This window comes from Pantoea sp. A4, from assembly GCF_000295955.2.
Lineage (GTDB): Bacteria > Pseudomonadota > Gammaproteobacteria > Enterobacterales > Enterobacteriaceae > Pantoea > Pantoea multigeneris.
Genome location: NZ_ALXE01000050.1, coordinates 20,947 through 35,315, shown reverse-complemented (window position 1 = coordinate 35,315; position 14,369 = coordinate 20,947). Strand labels below are relative to the sequence as shown.

Genomic DNA, 14,369 nt, shown 5'->3' with positions numbered 1-14,369 from the left:
GCCAGCACCACCGAGTGCCATGACGGCAAAGATAAAGCCAAAGAAAAGAGTACGCCAGTTCATGCAGGATTCCAGTCAGGTAAAACGGGTGCACGATAATAGCGCGCACTTGCGTTGAGGCCAAGGACGATGCGTGCGTTGTGGATCACAACGATACATGTGATTGGATGGAAAAACCCTGTTCCTGCCAGTGCGACATCATCTCTTGCTGACGCCGGGTCAATTCCCGACCGCTCCAGACGAAAAGTGTTTGTCCCGGAAACAGCTCTGGCTGGAGGGTCTCAAGCGGTTCTGACAACACGTCAATTCGCCAGCCCTGTTGTGACAGACGCCAGCCTTCGAGCCAGATGCGGGTACGGTCATCAACGCCCCAGCCCAGTATCAAGGCATCTTTGCCGGCTTTTTTTCGTCCAGCCGCGAGGCAAAACGCGACATAATCAATTAAAGCGCCGTCCAGCAAGCTGCTCATGGCACGCGCGGTGGTTTGATCCAGACTCAGTTTTTGTCTCACAGGTACAATAACGTGGTCAATCAGTGCATCAACCGGGTTTTCACGGCCCATTGTCGCAATTTTGGTCCGCAGTTTGGCAGGACGGACATGACGCACGACGCTGATCAACTCTTCCTGTAGCTTGAACCAGCCATCATTAAGGTTAACGGTTTGGCCTTCCAGCAGCGCTTTTACTTTACCCACCGGTACGCCGCTGTTGATCCAACGTTTGATCTCTTCAATGCGTTGAACATCCTCGTCATCAAACTGACGATGGCCGCCTTCAGTGCGTTGGGGTTTGAGTAAACCATAGCGCCGCTGCCAGGCACGGAGCGTTACCGGGTTGATACCACAGCGTTCGGCAACATCACCGATACTGTAAAAAGCCATAACATTCTCAATAAACAGAGGTAGATGAGTTTACATTAACTCTGGCGACTAAGTTGTACAATAAGTTTTTCTATGTACAACTTAGCCAGCAGGTGACACAGGTTGGCGCAGGGAGTGATGGGCTATGTGCTGGTGCGGTTTTTCCGCAATCTTAGCCCGGTTATCTCTTCATGAAGTGCGCTGTTATCGCTCCTGAGCTGTTGGTTGGTCCGCATGAGATTTTCATATCTTGCGGCTTCCTGTTCTAACTCATGTGCCGTGTTTAAATGGCTTTTCTCCGCAACCAGCTGCTCTTCCATCTCTGTTTTCTTCACGTTGAGATGATCAATAGCATGGTTCACCGCCAGCGCGGCCGTGGCCGTGGCTTTGGCACCGACGTTGAAATAGTTAAACACCGAAGCATTATCAAAATAGACGGATGCCAGCGTTCCCGCACTTAATGCCCCCTGAACAATAGGAGCACCGTGATTAGCCACTTGAATGGCACGGTTTTCAGATATGCCGCTTTTTGTTCCCAACCAGTAAAGGGCATTTTTGATCGAGCTGCCTTCCATTTTTAAGCCAGGTTGATCCTGTAATACGGCTTTGTAGTGCATAGCGCTGGTGGCGGCATCAATGGCGTTGGAGGCCAGATTCACCGCCCCCATCGCCGCCATACCGTAACCTGAACCGTTCATGGAGGCTGAAAGTGTGGTCATTATGACTTGTGCGGTGGGGGCAGGAATTTTGGCAAGACCTTCAATCAAGCTATTGCGGGCTATGTTCTTTTCCAACGCACTGATTGTCTGTGAGGATCGCTCCTGTTCGGCACTGTAAGCGGCCACCTGGCTGCTGGGATCGACCTGAGAGGTGGCTGTAGCAATCGAATCGGTACTGATTTGCCGGACGGTGGGTGAGGGGACTTCGTCCTGCCTGCGTAATGGAATACCGGTCGGCGTGACATCCATTGTCTTGTGATCAAGCGAATGGGAGCGTGTGAACGGGTAATTTCCCCGTCTGGCAAACAGGGCTTTTCTGCTACTTATTGCCGTCATTCCCATCTCTTCTGCGCTGGCCGGTGCGGACGATGCGGCATTCGTCTGATTGAGTGCACTGGGACCTTGTGTGCCATGAATACCGGGTAATTGATCGATTGCCATGATGAACTCCTGAATTAATGGCCGTTAAGGCTGAGCAGTTGTGCTTCGGCCTGCGCACGCAGGTCGGCAGAGTTTGCGTTAATCGTCGGGGTGAAACTGGCCTGGACGGTTCGCTGAAAGGCAAGTACTGCACGGGGGATATCGCGGAGGATCTGAAAACATTGCCCAGAGTGGAACCAGCTCCAGATATCTTGCGGATTAAGCTCAAGGCACTGATGGTAGACCACTAATGCCTCACGGTGACGGCCTTGTATTTTTAACGTGCAGGCCAAAGCAAACAGGTAAGCGGGTTCCTGCGGGGCGAGCAGGCTAAGCAATGAAAAACAGGCGAAAGCCGTGTCGTAGTGTTGGTCATTAAAGGCCTGGTAGCCGCGCGCGTATACCGCTTCGCACTCTTCTTCGGGGAGAGGGAGAGGGAGGGGGGCCTGTTCTTTTTGTGGATGATTTTTCATTATTTTTCCTTTTTTTGATGTTGTAGTGCGCAAAGTAGGTGCGATCTTGCCGCGGCTAAGTTCACAGACATGGCGTGTATTTCTTTGCGAGTACAGATGACCAGAGATAAAAAAACACGTGGCGATTGGCGGGGAGAAATTGTCGAGCCAGCGCGAAAAAATGCAGACGAAAGCTGACGCCAGCGGCGCTACTGTGTAAAAATACAGGCTGTTTTTCTTACCCAGTGATGACCATGGCCCTGACAGCAGCAGTAAAAACCCAGATTGCACAATGGTATAAAGCATTGCAGCAACAGGTGCCTGACTTTATTCCCCGCCCACCTCAACGACAAATGATCGCCGAAGTGGCAAAAAGCCTTGCCGGGGATGAAGGTCGTCATTTGGCGATCGAAGCACCCACCGGCGTGGGTAAAACCCTCTCGTATCTAATTCCCGGCATTGCGGTGAGTCGCGCAGAAGAAAAAAGCCTGGTGATCAGCACCGCTAATGTGGCGTTACAGGATCAGATCTTCACCAAAGATCTGCCGTTGCTGAAAAAAATCATTCCCGATCTGACCTTTACTGCGGCGTTTGGCCGTGGTCGCTACGTGTGTCCGCGCAATCTGGCGGCGCTGGCGGCGGATGACGATCAGCAGGGTGATTTGCTGCTCTATCTCGATGAAGAGAACGCGGTGAGCAGCACCAAAGAAGAGCAGGCCCAGTGCGGCAAACTGGCGAAGACCCTTTCGCAAGGGGCGTGGGATGGCCTGCGCGATCACACGGATATCGCCATTAGCGACAGCCTGTGGCAGCGCCTGTCCACGGATAAAGCCAGTTGTCTGGGTGCGCATTGCCGTTGGTATCGCGAATGCCCGTTTTTTGTCGCCCGGCGCGAAATAGAGCAGGTCGATGTGGTCGTGGCTAACCATGCGCTGGTTATGGCCGCGCTGGAGAGTGAGTCGGTCTTGCCGCCGCCGAAAAACCTGCTGTTGGTGCTGGATGAAGGCCATCATCTGCCCGAAGTCGCGCGTGATGCACTGGAGATGAGCGCCGAAATTACCCCAGCCTGGTGGAACCTACAGCTTGATCTGTTTATTCGTCTGGTAGAGAGCATCATGGCGCAGCTGCGGCCGAAATCACCGCCGCCGCTTACCAATCCTGAACGACTCAAAGGACATTGCGATGAATTGCGCGATCTCCTCGATCAAACCTACCAGCAGTTACAACCGCTGTTACCCGCCAGTAATCAACCCGGTGAATATCGCTTTGTGCTGGGTGAACTCCCGGAAGCGTTAATGGTGCTCTGCGCCCGGCTGTTCAAACTGTGTGATGCCTTACGTGGGCTGGCGGAAGGGCTGATCAATGCCCTCGGCGAACAGACCGGAAAAGTGGATATTGTTCGACTGCACCGGGCGTTACTGCAGCTGAATCGGCACTTTGGTGGCTTTGAGGCGGTGAGTAAGCTCTGGCGGCTGGCGGCGATGGAAAAAGCCTCCAATGCGCCTGTTTCCAAATGGGTAAGTCGTGAAGTGCGAGACGGGCAGGCCCATATGCTGTTTCACTGTGCCGGCATTCGCGTTAGCGATCAGCTGGAAAAGTTACTGTGGCGAAAAATCCCGCACGTGGTGGTGACATCGGCGACCTTACGTTCATTAAATAGCTTTAACCGCTTACAGGAAATGTCAGGCCTGCATGAAAAAGCGGGCGATCGTTTTGTGGCACTAGACTCGCCTTTCAGTCATGTCGATCAGGGCAAACTGGTGATACCACAAATGCACTTCGAGCCGCAGATGCAGCAAGAGGCGGAGCATATTGCTGAAATGGCGCGCTTCTTCCGTCAGCAGGTAGAGGAGAAGAAGCATAAAGGCATTTTGGTGCTGTTTGCCAGTGGTCGCGCCATGCAGCAGTTTTTAACCCATGTGACCGATCTGCGCCTTTCCATGCTGGTGCAGGGCGATCAGCCGCGCTATCGCATGGTTGAACTGCACCGTAAACGGGTTGAGGCTGGCCAACTGAGCATTCTGGTGGGACTGCAATCTTTTGCTGAAGGGTTGGATCTTAAAGGCGAACTGCTCTCCCAGGTGCATATTCATAAAATCGCTTTTCCCCCGATAGACAGTCCGGTAATTTTGACCGAAGGTGAGTGGCTGAAAAGCCTCAACCGCTATCCGTTTGAAGTCCAGAGTTTGCCCAGCGCTTCATTCACGCTGATTCAGCAGGTAGGACGTCTCATTCGCAGCCATAACTGCTTCGGTGAGATAGTGATTTATGATCGGCGGTTGGTGAGTAAAAATTATGGTAGCCGGTTACTGGCGGCCCTGCCGGTGTTCCCGATTGAGCAGCCACCAGTCCCCTCGGCTGAAGTAAAAAAAACACGTACGCGCAAAAAAGTGCGTTAACAACCCAGGCTTTGTCACCAGTATGGGTGGCCCTTTTTGGAAGCGAATCATGGAACTGAACAAAATTATTAAAGAGATTGGGCGCGGTAAAAATCATGCACGTGATATCGACAGGGACACCGCATTTGCCCTTTACACGGCGATGCTGGCGGGTGAAGTAGCGGACCTGGAACTGGGCGCTGTACTGATTGCGCTGCGTATTAAAGGTGAAGGCGAAGAGGAGATGCTGGGCTTTTACCAGGCGATGCAGCAGCAGATGATGCGCCTGCAAGCGCCTGCTGAGCGTCCAGTCCCGATTGTCATTCCCAGTTATAACGGCGCACGCCGCCAGGGCAATCTGACTCCGTTGCTGGCTTTACTGCTATCGCGGATTGGTTTTCCAGTGTTGGTGCACGGCGTGAGTGACGATGCCACGCGTATCACCAGTGAAGCGGTATTTGCTGAGCTGGGTGTGCCTGCCTGCACCCACGCCGCTGAGGCACAAGCCCGGCTGGATGCAGACCAACTGGTGTTTATGACCATTGACCACCTGTGTCCGCCAATGGCCAAACAGCTCGCGTTACGCTGGAGAATGGGCGTGCGTAACAGTGCCCATACGCTGGCAAAACTGGCAACACCGTTTGCCGAGCGTGCTGCCCTGCGTATTGCCAGCGTTTCGCACCCGGAATACGTGCCGCGCGTCGGGCAGTTCTTCCAGGCGATTGATGCGCCTGCGCTGCTGCTAAACGGCACCGAAGGTGAGGTGTATGCGAATCCGCAGCGTTGTCCGGCCATCAACTGGATTGGCGGTGCTGAACAGCAGGCGGAAGTTTGGGTGGAACGCCAGCCAGAGCTTGTGCTGGATTTGGCCGAATCGAAAAGCGCTGCCGATACGGCACGCTGGATAAACCAGGTCTTGCAGCGGGAAAGAGCAGTACCGCAGTCGCTACGTCTGCAACTGGCGTGTTGTCTGCGTGCGAGTGGGCGCAGCGCATCCATTGACGCAGGTCTGGAGTGGCTGTCTCAGGCGGGCTGGTAACAGGAAGATGGCGCAGTCGATGCGCCATACGTTTGCTAATTTCCCGTGTCTGTTGTGCGGGGAGCCGTCAGTTGGAACGGCGTGGCAACAGCTGTTCGACCAGCTCCTGCCAGAACTGAATGCCAATCGGCAGCAAATCATCATTAAAATCGAAGTGCGCGTTATGCAGTGGCGCAGAAGGCGTTACGCCGTCGGCGCCGAGCCAGAAATAGGCACCAGGACAGGCTTCTAACATACAGGCGAAATCCTCTGAGGCCATAGAGGGATTAACCTGCCACTGAACTTTCTCAGCACCCAACGTCTTTTCGGCCACTGCCCGGACCTGTTCGGCAGAGGGCGCATGATTACGCGTCACGGGATAGCCCGGCAGCCACTCGATGCTGCCGCTCACGCCAAAGGGCTGGGGCAGCGTGGTGACAAACTCATTAATAAGCTGTTTAACGCGATCGCGTACATCACCTTGCAGGCAACGCACCGTACCGCGCAGTTGAATGCTATCGGCAATCACGTTAATCGCTTCGCCACCGTGGATCTGGGTCACGCTAATCACGGCGGAAGCCAGCGGTGAAAGGCGGCGCGAAGGAATGGTCTGAAGGGCCAGAATCAGCTCCGCAGCCACCACCATGGGGTCTGCGCCGCTTTCTGGCATGGCGGCGTGGCAGCTTTTGCCTTGCAGGGTAATTTCAAACGAATCCAGTGAGGCCATCATCGCATCACTGTTCACCGCCAGCGAACCTACCGGTAAACCTGGCCAGTTGTGCAGTGCATACACGGCGTCCATCGGGAAGCGCTGGAACAGACCCTCTTCGACCATCTTACGTGCGCCGCCGAGGTTCTCTTCGGCAGGCTGGAAGATGAAATGCACCGTGCCGCTAAAACATCGCGTGGTGGCCAGATGGCAGGCGGTGGCCAGCAGAATCGCGGTGTGGCCGTCGTGACCGCAGGCATGCATCACACCGGGAGTGGTGGACCGCCAGGCAGATTCCCCTTTTTCGGTGATCGGTAACGCGTCCATATCTGCGCGCAGGCCAATCACCGGGCCTGGCCCATTTTCCAGCGTTGCGATCACGCCCGTACCCGCCAGACCACGGAAAACCTGTAATCCGGCCTGTTCAAGAATTTCAGCGACCTGGCTGCTGGTCTGGTGTTCCTGATAGCCCAGTTCCGGGCGTTGGTGTAACTGGCGACGCCAGCGCAGGGCATCAGCGAGTAAAGAGGCGGGCAGGGTCATCAACAAAGTGTCTCCATAAGCGGTGAAGGCATCAATTATCGTCATCACCAAGATATGGATTTTACTGTAGTCGTAAGCGGCCACTGACGTCTATCGTACCGCAGATGAATTTTGGCTATAGGCTAAAACAATTTGGAATAAGTCAGAACGGAAAAGCGGTTGCAAGCTGTTCAGGCACCGTAACTGTACCTGAACGTTGCCATTAACGGCGGCGCGCATCCGGGCGCAGCAGATCAAACCGCTGGTCTTCACTGATGCCATAATAGGCCGATGGGCCACCGGCACGTAAAATGGGCTGGGCCTTCGCCGTTTGATAAATGCCCTCTTCAAGCAGTGCCGGATCAATATGGATGGCTACCGCTTCCCCCAGAATCAGCCAGCTATTGATCGCCTCTCCCTGCGCATCGGTTAACTGGATGCATTGCGTAAGACGACACTCAAAATTCACCGGGCTTTCGGCCACCATACTGACATTCAACTGCGAGGCAGGAATGGGCGTCACTCCCGCCAATGCAAACTCATCTTCGTGTCGTGGAATGGACGCTGAGCTTTCGTTCATCGCCTCTGCCAGCGGGCGTGTAGCCAGATTCCAGACAAACTCTTTGGTTTCGACAATATTTTGCACGCTGTCTTTCCAGCCGGTGCTGGAGAAGCCAATGATGGGGGGCGTGTAGTTAAAGCAGTTAAAAAAGCTGTAAGGGGCCAGGTTACGCTCACCGCTGGCGCTGACAGAACTGATCCAGCCGATGGGACGTGGGCCAATGATGGCATTCAAGGGATCGTGCGGTAAGCCGTGCCCGGCACGGGGTTGATAGGTATAGCGTTTATGCATGACAGTCTCCGGCAGTGAATACCGCTATCATAGTCGCTGTGCTCGCGCGGGTGTCACACTTTTGGTGAACGGATTGTGCGCTCCCTTTTTGCCACAAAGATTTATTTCCTGCGCCAGAATCGTTATTGTACGCCCGCTTCTGACAGTGAGGATCCCCATGAAGAACCTGTTTCACCCACGTAACCGCCATCAGGGCGAGTATGATTTCAACGCGCTCTGCGCAGCGCTCCCGGCCCTTAGCGGAAAAGTGCGCCCTAATGGCTATGGTAAACAGTCGATCGATTTTGCCGATCCTGAGGCGGTCATTCTGCTCAACCAGGCACTGCTGAAGCACTACTATCAGCTCAACTGGCAGCTGGCTCCGGGTTTTCTCTGCCCACCGATTCCGGGCCGTGCCGACTATATTCACCATCTGGCTGACCTGCTGATGCAGGACTGCGGCGGACGGAAGCCGGGGCAGTTGGACGTGCTGGATATCGGCTGCGGCGCTAACTGTATCTATCCGGTCATCGGGCATGCTGAGTATGGCTGGCGCTTTACCGGTACCGATATCTCAGCGGAAGCGATCAAAGCCGCGAATAAGATTGTGGCGGCGAACGCGGGCTTGCAGCGCGCGATTCGTCTGCGTCGTCAGGACGATGCTGCGCGTATTTTCGCAGGCGTGGTCCATAAAAACGAACGTTTCCATGTGACTTTGTGTAACCCGCCGTTCCATGCATCCGCTGAGGAAGCCGCAGAGGGTTCACAGCGTAAGGTGCGTAATCTTGGGCTAAAAAATGACGCTAAGCTCAACTTCTCCGGCCAGCAGCATGAGCTGTGGTGTGAAGGGGGCGAGCGCCAGTTCATCTCCCGGATGATCACAGAGAGCGAGACTTTCAGCCAGCAAATCGTCTGGTTTACTACTCTGGTATCGCGCAAAGAGAACCTCCCGGCACTGCGCAAGCAGCTTGAGGAGGCTGAGGTAGAAACCGTACGCGTTATCGATATGGCTCAGGGACAGAAGCAAAGCCGCTTCCTTGCCTGGAGCTTCCTCCCGGCTGCGGCTCGTCAACGTCGTTTGCTGGGCTAATCTGCCGCCGGTAGGGCAGGCAGGCTGGCAGCACTGGAAACATCGCTGCCGGTCTGCATGACTTGCACCGTCTGGTGTGGGGCTTTGATGCCGGCAGCATCAAAATGTTTCTTCACTTTGTCATCCAGCGCAAAGCGCACCGTCCACTGTTTCAACGGTTGGGTGGTAAAGGAGACACGCACCGTAAATGATTGATTGGTCAAACCTACCAGTCCGGCAAAGCCCGGCTCCCCAATCACCATGCTGCGGATGTCAGGATTTTCCATCAGCTCTTTGACCGCGGCCTGCAAAATAACATTCACCCGTTCACTGTCTTCCCGGCGATCAACATCATAGTTCGCGACAAACGATCCAATACCGCGAACGAAGTTAGCGAAAGTGGTAATCGAAGACCAGGGAATGATGTTGTACGCGCCGGTATCCTGACGTACCCCCACTGACCGAATCGACATGCGTTCTACCGTGCCGGTAATGGTGCCGATGGTGACCAAATCTCCCGTATTCATGCCGTTTTCGAACTGAATGAAGATGCCGGTGATGATATCTTTCACCAGCGTCTGGGAACCGAATGACACCGCCAGACCCAGTGCCCCCGCCCCGGCCAGCAGTGGCGCGATATTCACGCCGATCTCTGAAAGGAGAATCATCACGGTAATAGTGGTGATCACCACCGCCAGCGCATTACGGAACAGGGTTAACAGCGTGCGGGTACGCGCGCTGGGCATCGGACGGCCATGGGAATCCGACGCCAGTCGGCTCTCAATCACACTCGCCAGTACGGTCCAGCCAACGGCAGAGAGCAACAGGATCACCACGATACGAATCAGCACATCCACCATTTTTTGTCCGGCACCCTGTGTCACCCAGTACCACAGGTCAAACAGATTCCAGGCGCTGAGTAGCATCAATAAGGTGGCAAACACGGTGACCACCCGAGCCAGCTTAAGCAACGCCTTGATCCAGCTGTTTACCCGGCGCTGTAACTCGGGATAGTTACGGCGCGTCTCTTCCGATAAGGTGATGGTTTTCGCGATCCAGCGCGAGAGAATGCCAGAAATAAAGGCACCGATACAGATAATGGCGAGGCTACGCACGGTAGCCGACATCATGTATTTCAGGCTGTCTCCCGGATTGAACACCGAAAAGAAAAACAGGGCGATAAAGTAGGCGCTGGCGAACCAGTGCCATACCAGCGCAAAGGCGCGGATAAACAGGGCAAAAAAGGCGAGACTGCGATCTGCCAGGGCGATCAGCGCGGTATGAATATTGCGCCGATTGCGAAAAATCAGCCACAGCGCCCAGCCGGTCATAATGCCCATCACCACCACGTTCACCAGGGCGGCAACTTGCAGATTCACCTGATTCGAAACAATCGGCACCACCACCAATAAGCCATAGCCAATCACCCCGCTCAGCCAGCTCAACCGGGTATTCCAGTAACGCGCGCGGACGGCGCTGAGGTGGAAAAAGCGCAGTTCGTTATAACCGGGGCAGAAGATCAGACGCAGTACCGCTTTAAAGAATTCAATCAAAGCAAACGCATTCAGGAACAGGCCTTGCTGATAGGAGATGGTGCGGTTGCCGCCATTGTAGTTGTCACTAATGATTTGGCCGATAAACAGCGTGGCGGCCAGCAGCAGCAGGTCGATAACAAAGGCCATACCGATGGTGCCCGGCAGGTGCAGCCAGTTGTGCCGTTCAAGATTCTTACGTCGTGCCCAACTGCCCATGCGGCGATACAGGGGAGCGGCCAGAATGCGTAGTAGCCAGTAAACGGCAAACAGCGCCACGGCCAGCACCACAAAGTGCTTTGATGCGCTGAGCACGGTCTGTGGATTAAAGGCCTTGTGCGGTGCGTTCACAATGTTGTTGTGCAGGTTAATAAACTGGCTCGCCACTTCACCGCCGTATTCCCGTGTCACTTGGGTGACGCCTTCCAGCACGGTTTTATCTTGATCGCTGCTGTCAGGTGGGGTCAGTACCGGAGCCGGGGTATTCGCTGGGGTGGCGGCGGCACTGCGCAACTGGTCAATCAGCTCTTTGCGGGATTGGTCGTTATCGAGGATGTTTGCCAGCGCGGCATAAGCGGCTTTTTTATCCGCAGTGCTTGGCTCACTGCTGGTTGCACCGGCTGCGCTGCTCTGTTGCGCCACCGCCGCCTGCGGCAGTGTCACGGCAGCCTGCGTTTCAGATATCCCGCTGATAACCACTATGCAGAGTATGAATGCGCACGTACAGGTGGAGCGCAACAGCTTCAGTAACGGCATAACCATCTCCCTGATGAGGCGACTTTACCCGTTGCAAAGTATAGACAGGGATTTCAGGTGATTAGTCTTAAAGGGGGAAAGGAGGGGAAAATCGCATGGTGGGAGAGAACTCCTGAGACGAGGATAACGTGCTCAGGAGTGTGAGTGGGAGTTTGCTGATGTTGCCAGCAGAGCAAATGTTTTTAGGCTTTGGTATGAGTGATTAAACGAGGGCAACATCGTTGCGCCCTCGTTGGGATCAAAACCTGTTGCAAATTTGCTGTCTTTTGGTTTTTCTTGCAGGTACGGACTCTTGTTTTATCTCTTCAAGATCAATTTCGATAAAATTGAGTTTGCTTGAACTGTAAAAAGAGACTTCGGTGTTGCCAGACGATGAAATCCAGCATTCAGACTCGGTTATACAACTTTCAGCAGGTTTATAGCCTTCTGTTTGTAAAAACGTTCGTACCGGAGTTAAGTCCGTAGTGTTATTGAATTGGATGCTGTATATCAGTATTGATGGCCCCATAATGTTAGCAAAACTAAACGAGTAATCTTCTGAAATTCTTGGGAATTTCTTTAACAGTTCATGGGTGTAATAAAGATATTTAATTCTGTCTTGTTCAGTATAATGTACGCTGGTGGCAAAATTCATTTTCACAAATTCCCATGCAGCATAAAGTACACCGCTAACCATTAGCATGATAATGACAGTAGAAATGATTTTCTTTTTCAATTTTCTCCTAACCTCATTTTTCCACTTTCAGAACCAATCACTAAAAAAGTTTTTTCTTGATTATGTGGCGGCAAAATGACATTACCAGATAAAAAATCATCATAAGGCACAATAGTATTCATAAATGAAGGTAAAAGTCCTTTGGGTGGGTATGCATTGCGAAATTTCTCTGGGTCGGGGAACAGCAGTGGACAGAAGCTATCATTTTTCCAGCTACCTATTTTCCCATAGTAATCCCAGCGCTTGAGCGCCTCATCCTTGCTGACTGGACGTAACAGGGAAAAAGGATGTGGTGTTGAGACTATTCGGTAAAAGCCCAGTAAGTCGGAAACGAGATCTTCGCCGCTAAAGCCGCTATCGGTAACACGATAAAACGGAAATGTTCCCTGATAAGCTTCAAATTTACGGGCTATTCTCATCATCATGGCCAGTGCGATACTGTGTCTTTCCCACAAAGGACGCCCGCGCTTTATTTTCCATGTCAGCATCTTACCGGTGCGTAGCAGTCTGTATTTATCACCCATGCCTTGAGCGTAAGTCACATCATAGTATTTTTCCTGTGAAGCTTCACCAGCATTCATTGCGTTAAGTATTTTTTTGATATCGTCGCCCCTTGCATGCCCCAAGTCTACCCAACCGAGAACTTCGGTGTAGACCAATCCTTTTCCAGCATTTTTTGCATCTGCACCATCAATGATATCCGTACGTTTACTCATTTATCTCACTCCCTTGTTAATTTTGTCGGTGACATCACATTGCCACCTGTTTCAACCCTGAAAATCGGGCTGATATGTTTTAACAAAAAGGGCGTGAAACAGAGTCAAGCCTGGTCTTGGTGTTTTCCTTTTTATTTTAAAGGCGGAAAGGTGTGGGGTTTTATTCTGTTAGCTGAAAGCCTAAAATAAAAAACCCGCCGCTGTTGCCAGTGGCGGGTTATATTTACTGATTCAACTAAAGCAATCAGGAAACGTGCTGCAGGAACTCACGCAGACGATCGCTCGGCGGATTCGAAATTAACGTATCCGGGTCGCCATCTTCTGCGATGGTGCCTTTGTCGATAAAGATCAGGCGTGAAGCCACTTTCTGCGCGAAGCCGACTTCGTGGGTAACGATAACCATCGTCATGCCTTCTTCCGCCAGATCCTGCATGACTTTCAGGACTTCGTGACGCAGTTCCGGGTCCAGCGCTGAGGTTGGTTCATCAAACAGCATCATTTTAGGTTTCACAGCCAGCGCACGTGCAATCGCTACGCGCTGCTGTTGACCGCCTGAAAGCTCAGAAGGGAAGTGATGTGCGCGCTCAGCGAGGCCCACTTTACCCAGCAGCTCTTTCGCCAGTTTTTGTGCCGCGTCTTTCGAAGCGCCACGGACGCGAATCGGACCAAATGCGACGTTGTCCAGTGCGCTCATCTGTGGGAACAGATGGAACTGCTGGAACACCATACCCGCTTCCTGGCGGATCAGTCGCTCATCCACTTTAGGATCGTTTACTTTCATACCGTCAACGATCAGGTCACCGGTGGTGATCTCTTCCAGCTTGTTAATGCAGCGCAGCAGGGTGGATTTGCCGGAGCCAGAAGGCCCGATAATCACCACGACTTCGCCTTGATTAATTTTCAGGTTGATATCGTGCAGGACTTTAGTCTGGCCGAAGTTCTTTGAGACGTTCTTAAATTCAATCACAGGATTTTCACCCTTTTCTCAATGCGGCGCAGCACAAAGCTCAACACCAGCGTAATCACGAGGTAAATAATGGCAACTGCACTCCAGATCTCCAGCGCGCGGAAATTTCCGGCGATGATCTCCTGGCCCTGGCGGGTCAGTTCGGCAACGCCGATAACAATAAAGAGTGAGGTATCTTTGATGCTGACGATCCACTGGTTCCCCAATGGTGGCAGCATACGGCGCAGTGCCAGAGGCATAATCACATAACGCAGGGTTTCACGGCGGGACAAGCCCAGAGCCAAACCGGCTTCACGGAACCCTTTGTTAATTGACAGCACAGCACCACGCGTGATTTCCGCAATATAAGCACCGGAGTTAATCGTGATGGTGATCACCGCTGCGGTGAAGGGATCGATACGGAGATCCGGGAAGGCCATCGGCAGGGCAAAGTAGATGAACATCACCTGCACAACAATTGGCGTACCGCGAATCAACTCGATAAACACCAGGGCGATGTTGTTGGCAATCCAGCCGCCGTAGGCGCGGGCAAAGCCAGCAATCAGGCCAATGATCAAACCGCCGATCAGGCCAATAATCGAGATTATTAAGGTCATTTTGGCACCGGCCAGCAAAGCTGGCATAGCAGGCCAAATGACGCTCCAGTCAAACTCCATGGTGCGACTCCAAATACAATGTTGCAGTGGAAAAGGGCAGCGAAAAATT

Annotated in this window: 13 protein-coding genes; 3 read left to right on the top strand and 10 right to left on the bottom strand. The window is 53.1% G+C overall.

All coding sequences use genetic code 11. From position 1 onward, the window contains the following. Positions 1–145: 145 nt before the first annotated feature. From B880_RS0120945 to B880_RS26780, 3 genes are all read right to left on the bottom strand, one after another. Entirely contained in the window at positions 146–880 is a 735-nt protein-coding gene (locus B880_RS0120945; RefSeq protein WP_017349423.1) for a MerR family transcriptional regulator, read from the bottom strand. A gap of 122 nt (positions 881–1,002) precedes the next feature. Next, a complete protein-coding gene (locus tag B880_RS0120940) occupies positions 1,003–2,019 on the bottom strand; it encodes a hypothetical protein (RefSeq protein ID WP_017349422.1) in 1,017 nt (338 codons plus the stop codon). A gap of 14 nt (positions 2,020–2,033) precedes the next feature. Then, positions 2,034–2,756 (bottom strand): tetratricopeptide repeat protein, encoded by a 723-nt coding sequence (locus tag B880_RS26780; protein ID WP_157060598.1) that lies wholly within the window; start codon positions 2,754–2,756, stop codon positions 2,034–2,036. On the opposite strand from B880_RS26780, the gene dinG reads away from it, so the two are divergent. Further along, positions 2,705–4,849 carry an ATP-dependent DNA helicase DinG gene (gene dinG, locus B880_RS0120930; protein ID WP_026042820.1) on the top strand — a complete coding sequence of 715 codons (2,145 nt, stop codon included), beginning with the start codon at positions 2,705–2,707 and terminating at the stop codon, positions 4,847–4,849. The genes B880_RS26780 and dinG overlap by 52 nt on opposite strands. Before the next feature lie 49 nt (positions 4,850–4,898). Next, positions 4,899–5,867 (top strand): DNA-binding protein YbiB, encoded by a 969-nt coding sequence (gene ybiB, locus B880_RS0120925; protein ID WP_026042819.1) that lies wholly within the window; start codon positions 4,899–4,901, stop codon positions 5,865–5,867. Between the two features lie 67 nt (positions 5,868–5,934). On the opposite strand, the gene B880_RS0120920 is transcribed toward ybiB, so the two are convergent. Beyond that, on the bottom strand, positions 5,935–7,098 hold the full coding sequence (locus B880_RS0120920; protein WP_026042818.1) for a M20 aminoacylase family protein: 1,164 nt from the start codon (positions 7,096–7,098) through the stop codon (positions 5,935–5,937). A 202-nt stretch (positions 7,099–7,300) separates the two neighbouring features. Continuing rightward, positions 7,301–7,930 carry a flavin reductase family protein gene (locus B880_RS0120915; RefSeq protein WP_017349417.1) on the bottom strand — a complete coding sequence of 210 codons (630 nt, stop codon included), beginning with the start codon at positions 7,928–7,930 and terminating at the stop codon, positions 7,301–7,303. A 157-nt stretch (positions 7,931–8,087) separates the two neighbouring features. Between B880_RS0120915 and rlmF the strand changes: the two genes are divergently transcribed. Next, entirely contained in the window at positions 8,088–8,999 is a 912-nt protein-coding gene (gene rlmF / locus B880_RS0120910) for a 23S rRNA (adenine(1618)-N(6))-methyltransferase RlmF (RefSeq protein ID WP_017349416.1), read from the top strand. On the opposite strand, the gene ybiO is transcribed toward rlmF, so the two are convergent. The 5 genes from ybiO to glnP all read right to left on the bottom strand — a co-directional run bounded on the left by ybiO (position 8,996) and on the right by glnP (position 14,320). Continuing rightward, entirely contained in the window at positions 8,996–11,266 is a 2,271-nt protein-coding gene (ybiO, locus tag B880_RS0120905) for a mechanosensitive channel protein (protein WP_017349415.1), read from the bottom strand. The two genes, rlmF and ybiO, sit on opposite strands and share 4 nt — an antisense overlap. Before the next feature lie 238 nt (positions 11,267–11,504). Next, the gene (locus tag B880_RS25365; RefSeq protein WP_017349414.1) at positions 11,505–11,981 is read right to left on the bottom strand and encodes a hypothetical protein; all 477 of its coding nucleotides are present in this window, start codon (positions 11,979–11,981) and stop codon (positions 11,505–11,507) included. Further along, positions 11,978–12,697, bottom strand: a complete 720-nt coding sequence (locus B880_RS0120895; RefSeq protein WP_017349413.1) for a hypothetical protein — start codon at positions 12,695–12,697, stop codon at positions 11,978–11,980. Before B880_RS0120895 ends, B880_RS25365 begins: the two co-directional genes overlap by 4 nt. Before the next feature lie 244 nt (positions 12,698–12,941). Beyond that, positions 12,942–13,664 (bottom strand): glutamine ABC transporter ATP-binding protein GlnQ, encoded by a 723-nt coding sequence (glnQ, locus tag B880_RS0120890; protein ID WP_017349412.1) that lies wholly within the window; start codon positions 13,662–13,664, stop codon positions 12,942–12,944. After that, the gene (gene glnP, locus B880_RS0120885; protein ID WP_026042816.1) at positions 13,661–14,320 is read right to left on the bottom strand and encodes a glutamine ABC transporter permease GlnP; all 660 of its coding nucleotides are present in this window, start codon (positions 14,318–14,320) and stop codon (positions 13,661–13,663) included. Before glnP ends, glnQ begins: the two co-directional genes overlap by 4 nt. Positions 14,321–14,369: the final 49 nt, after the last annotated feature.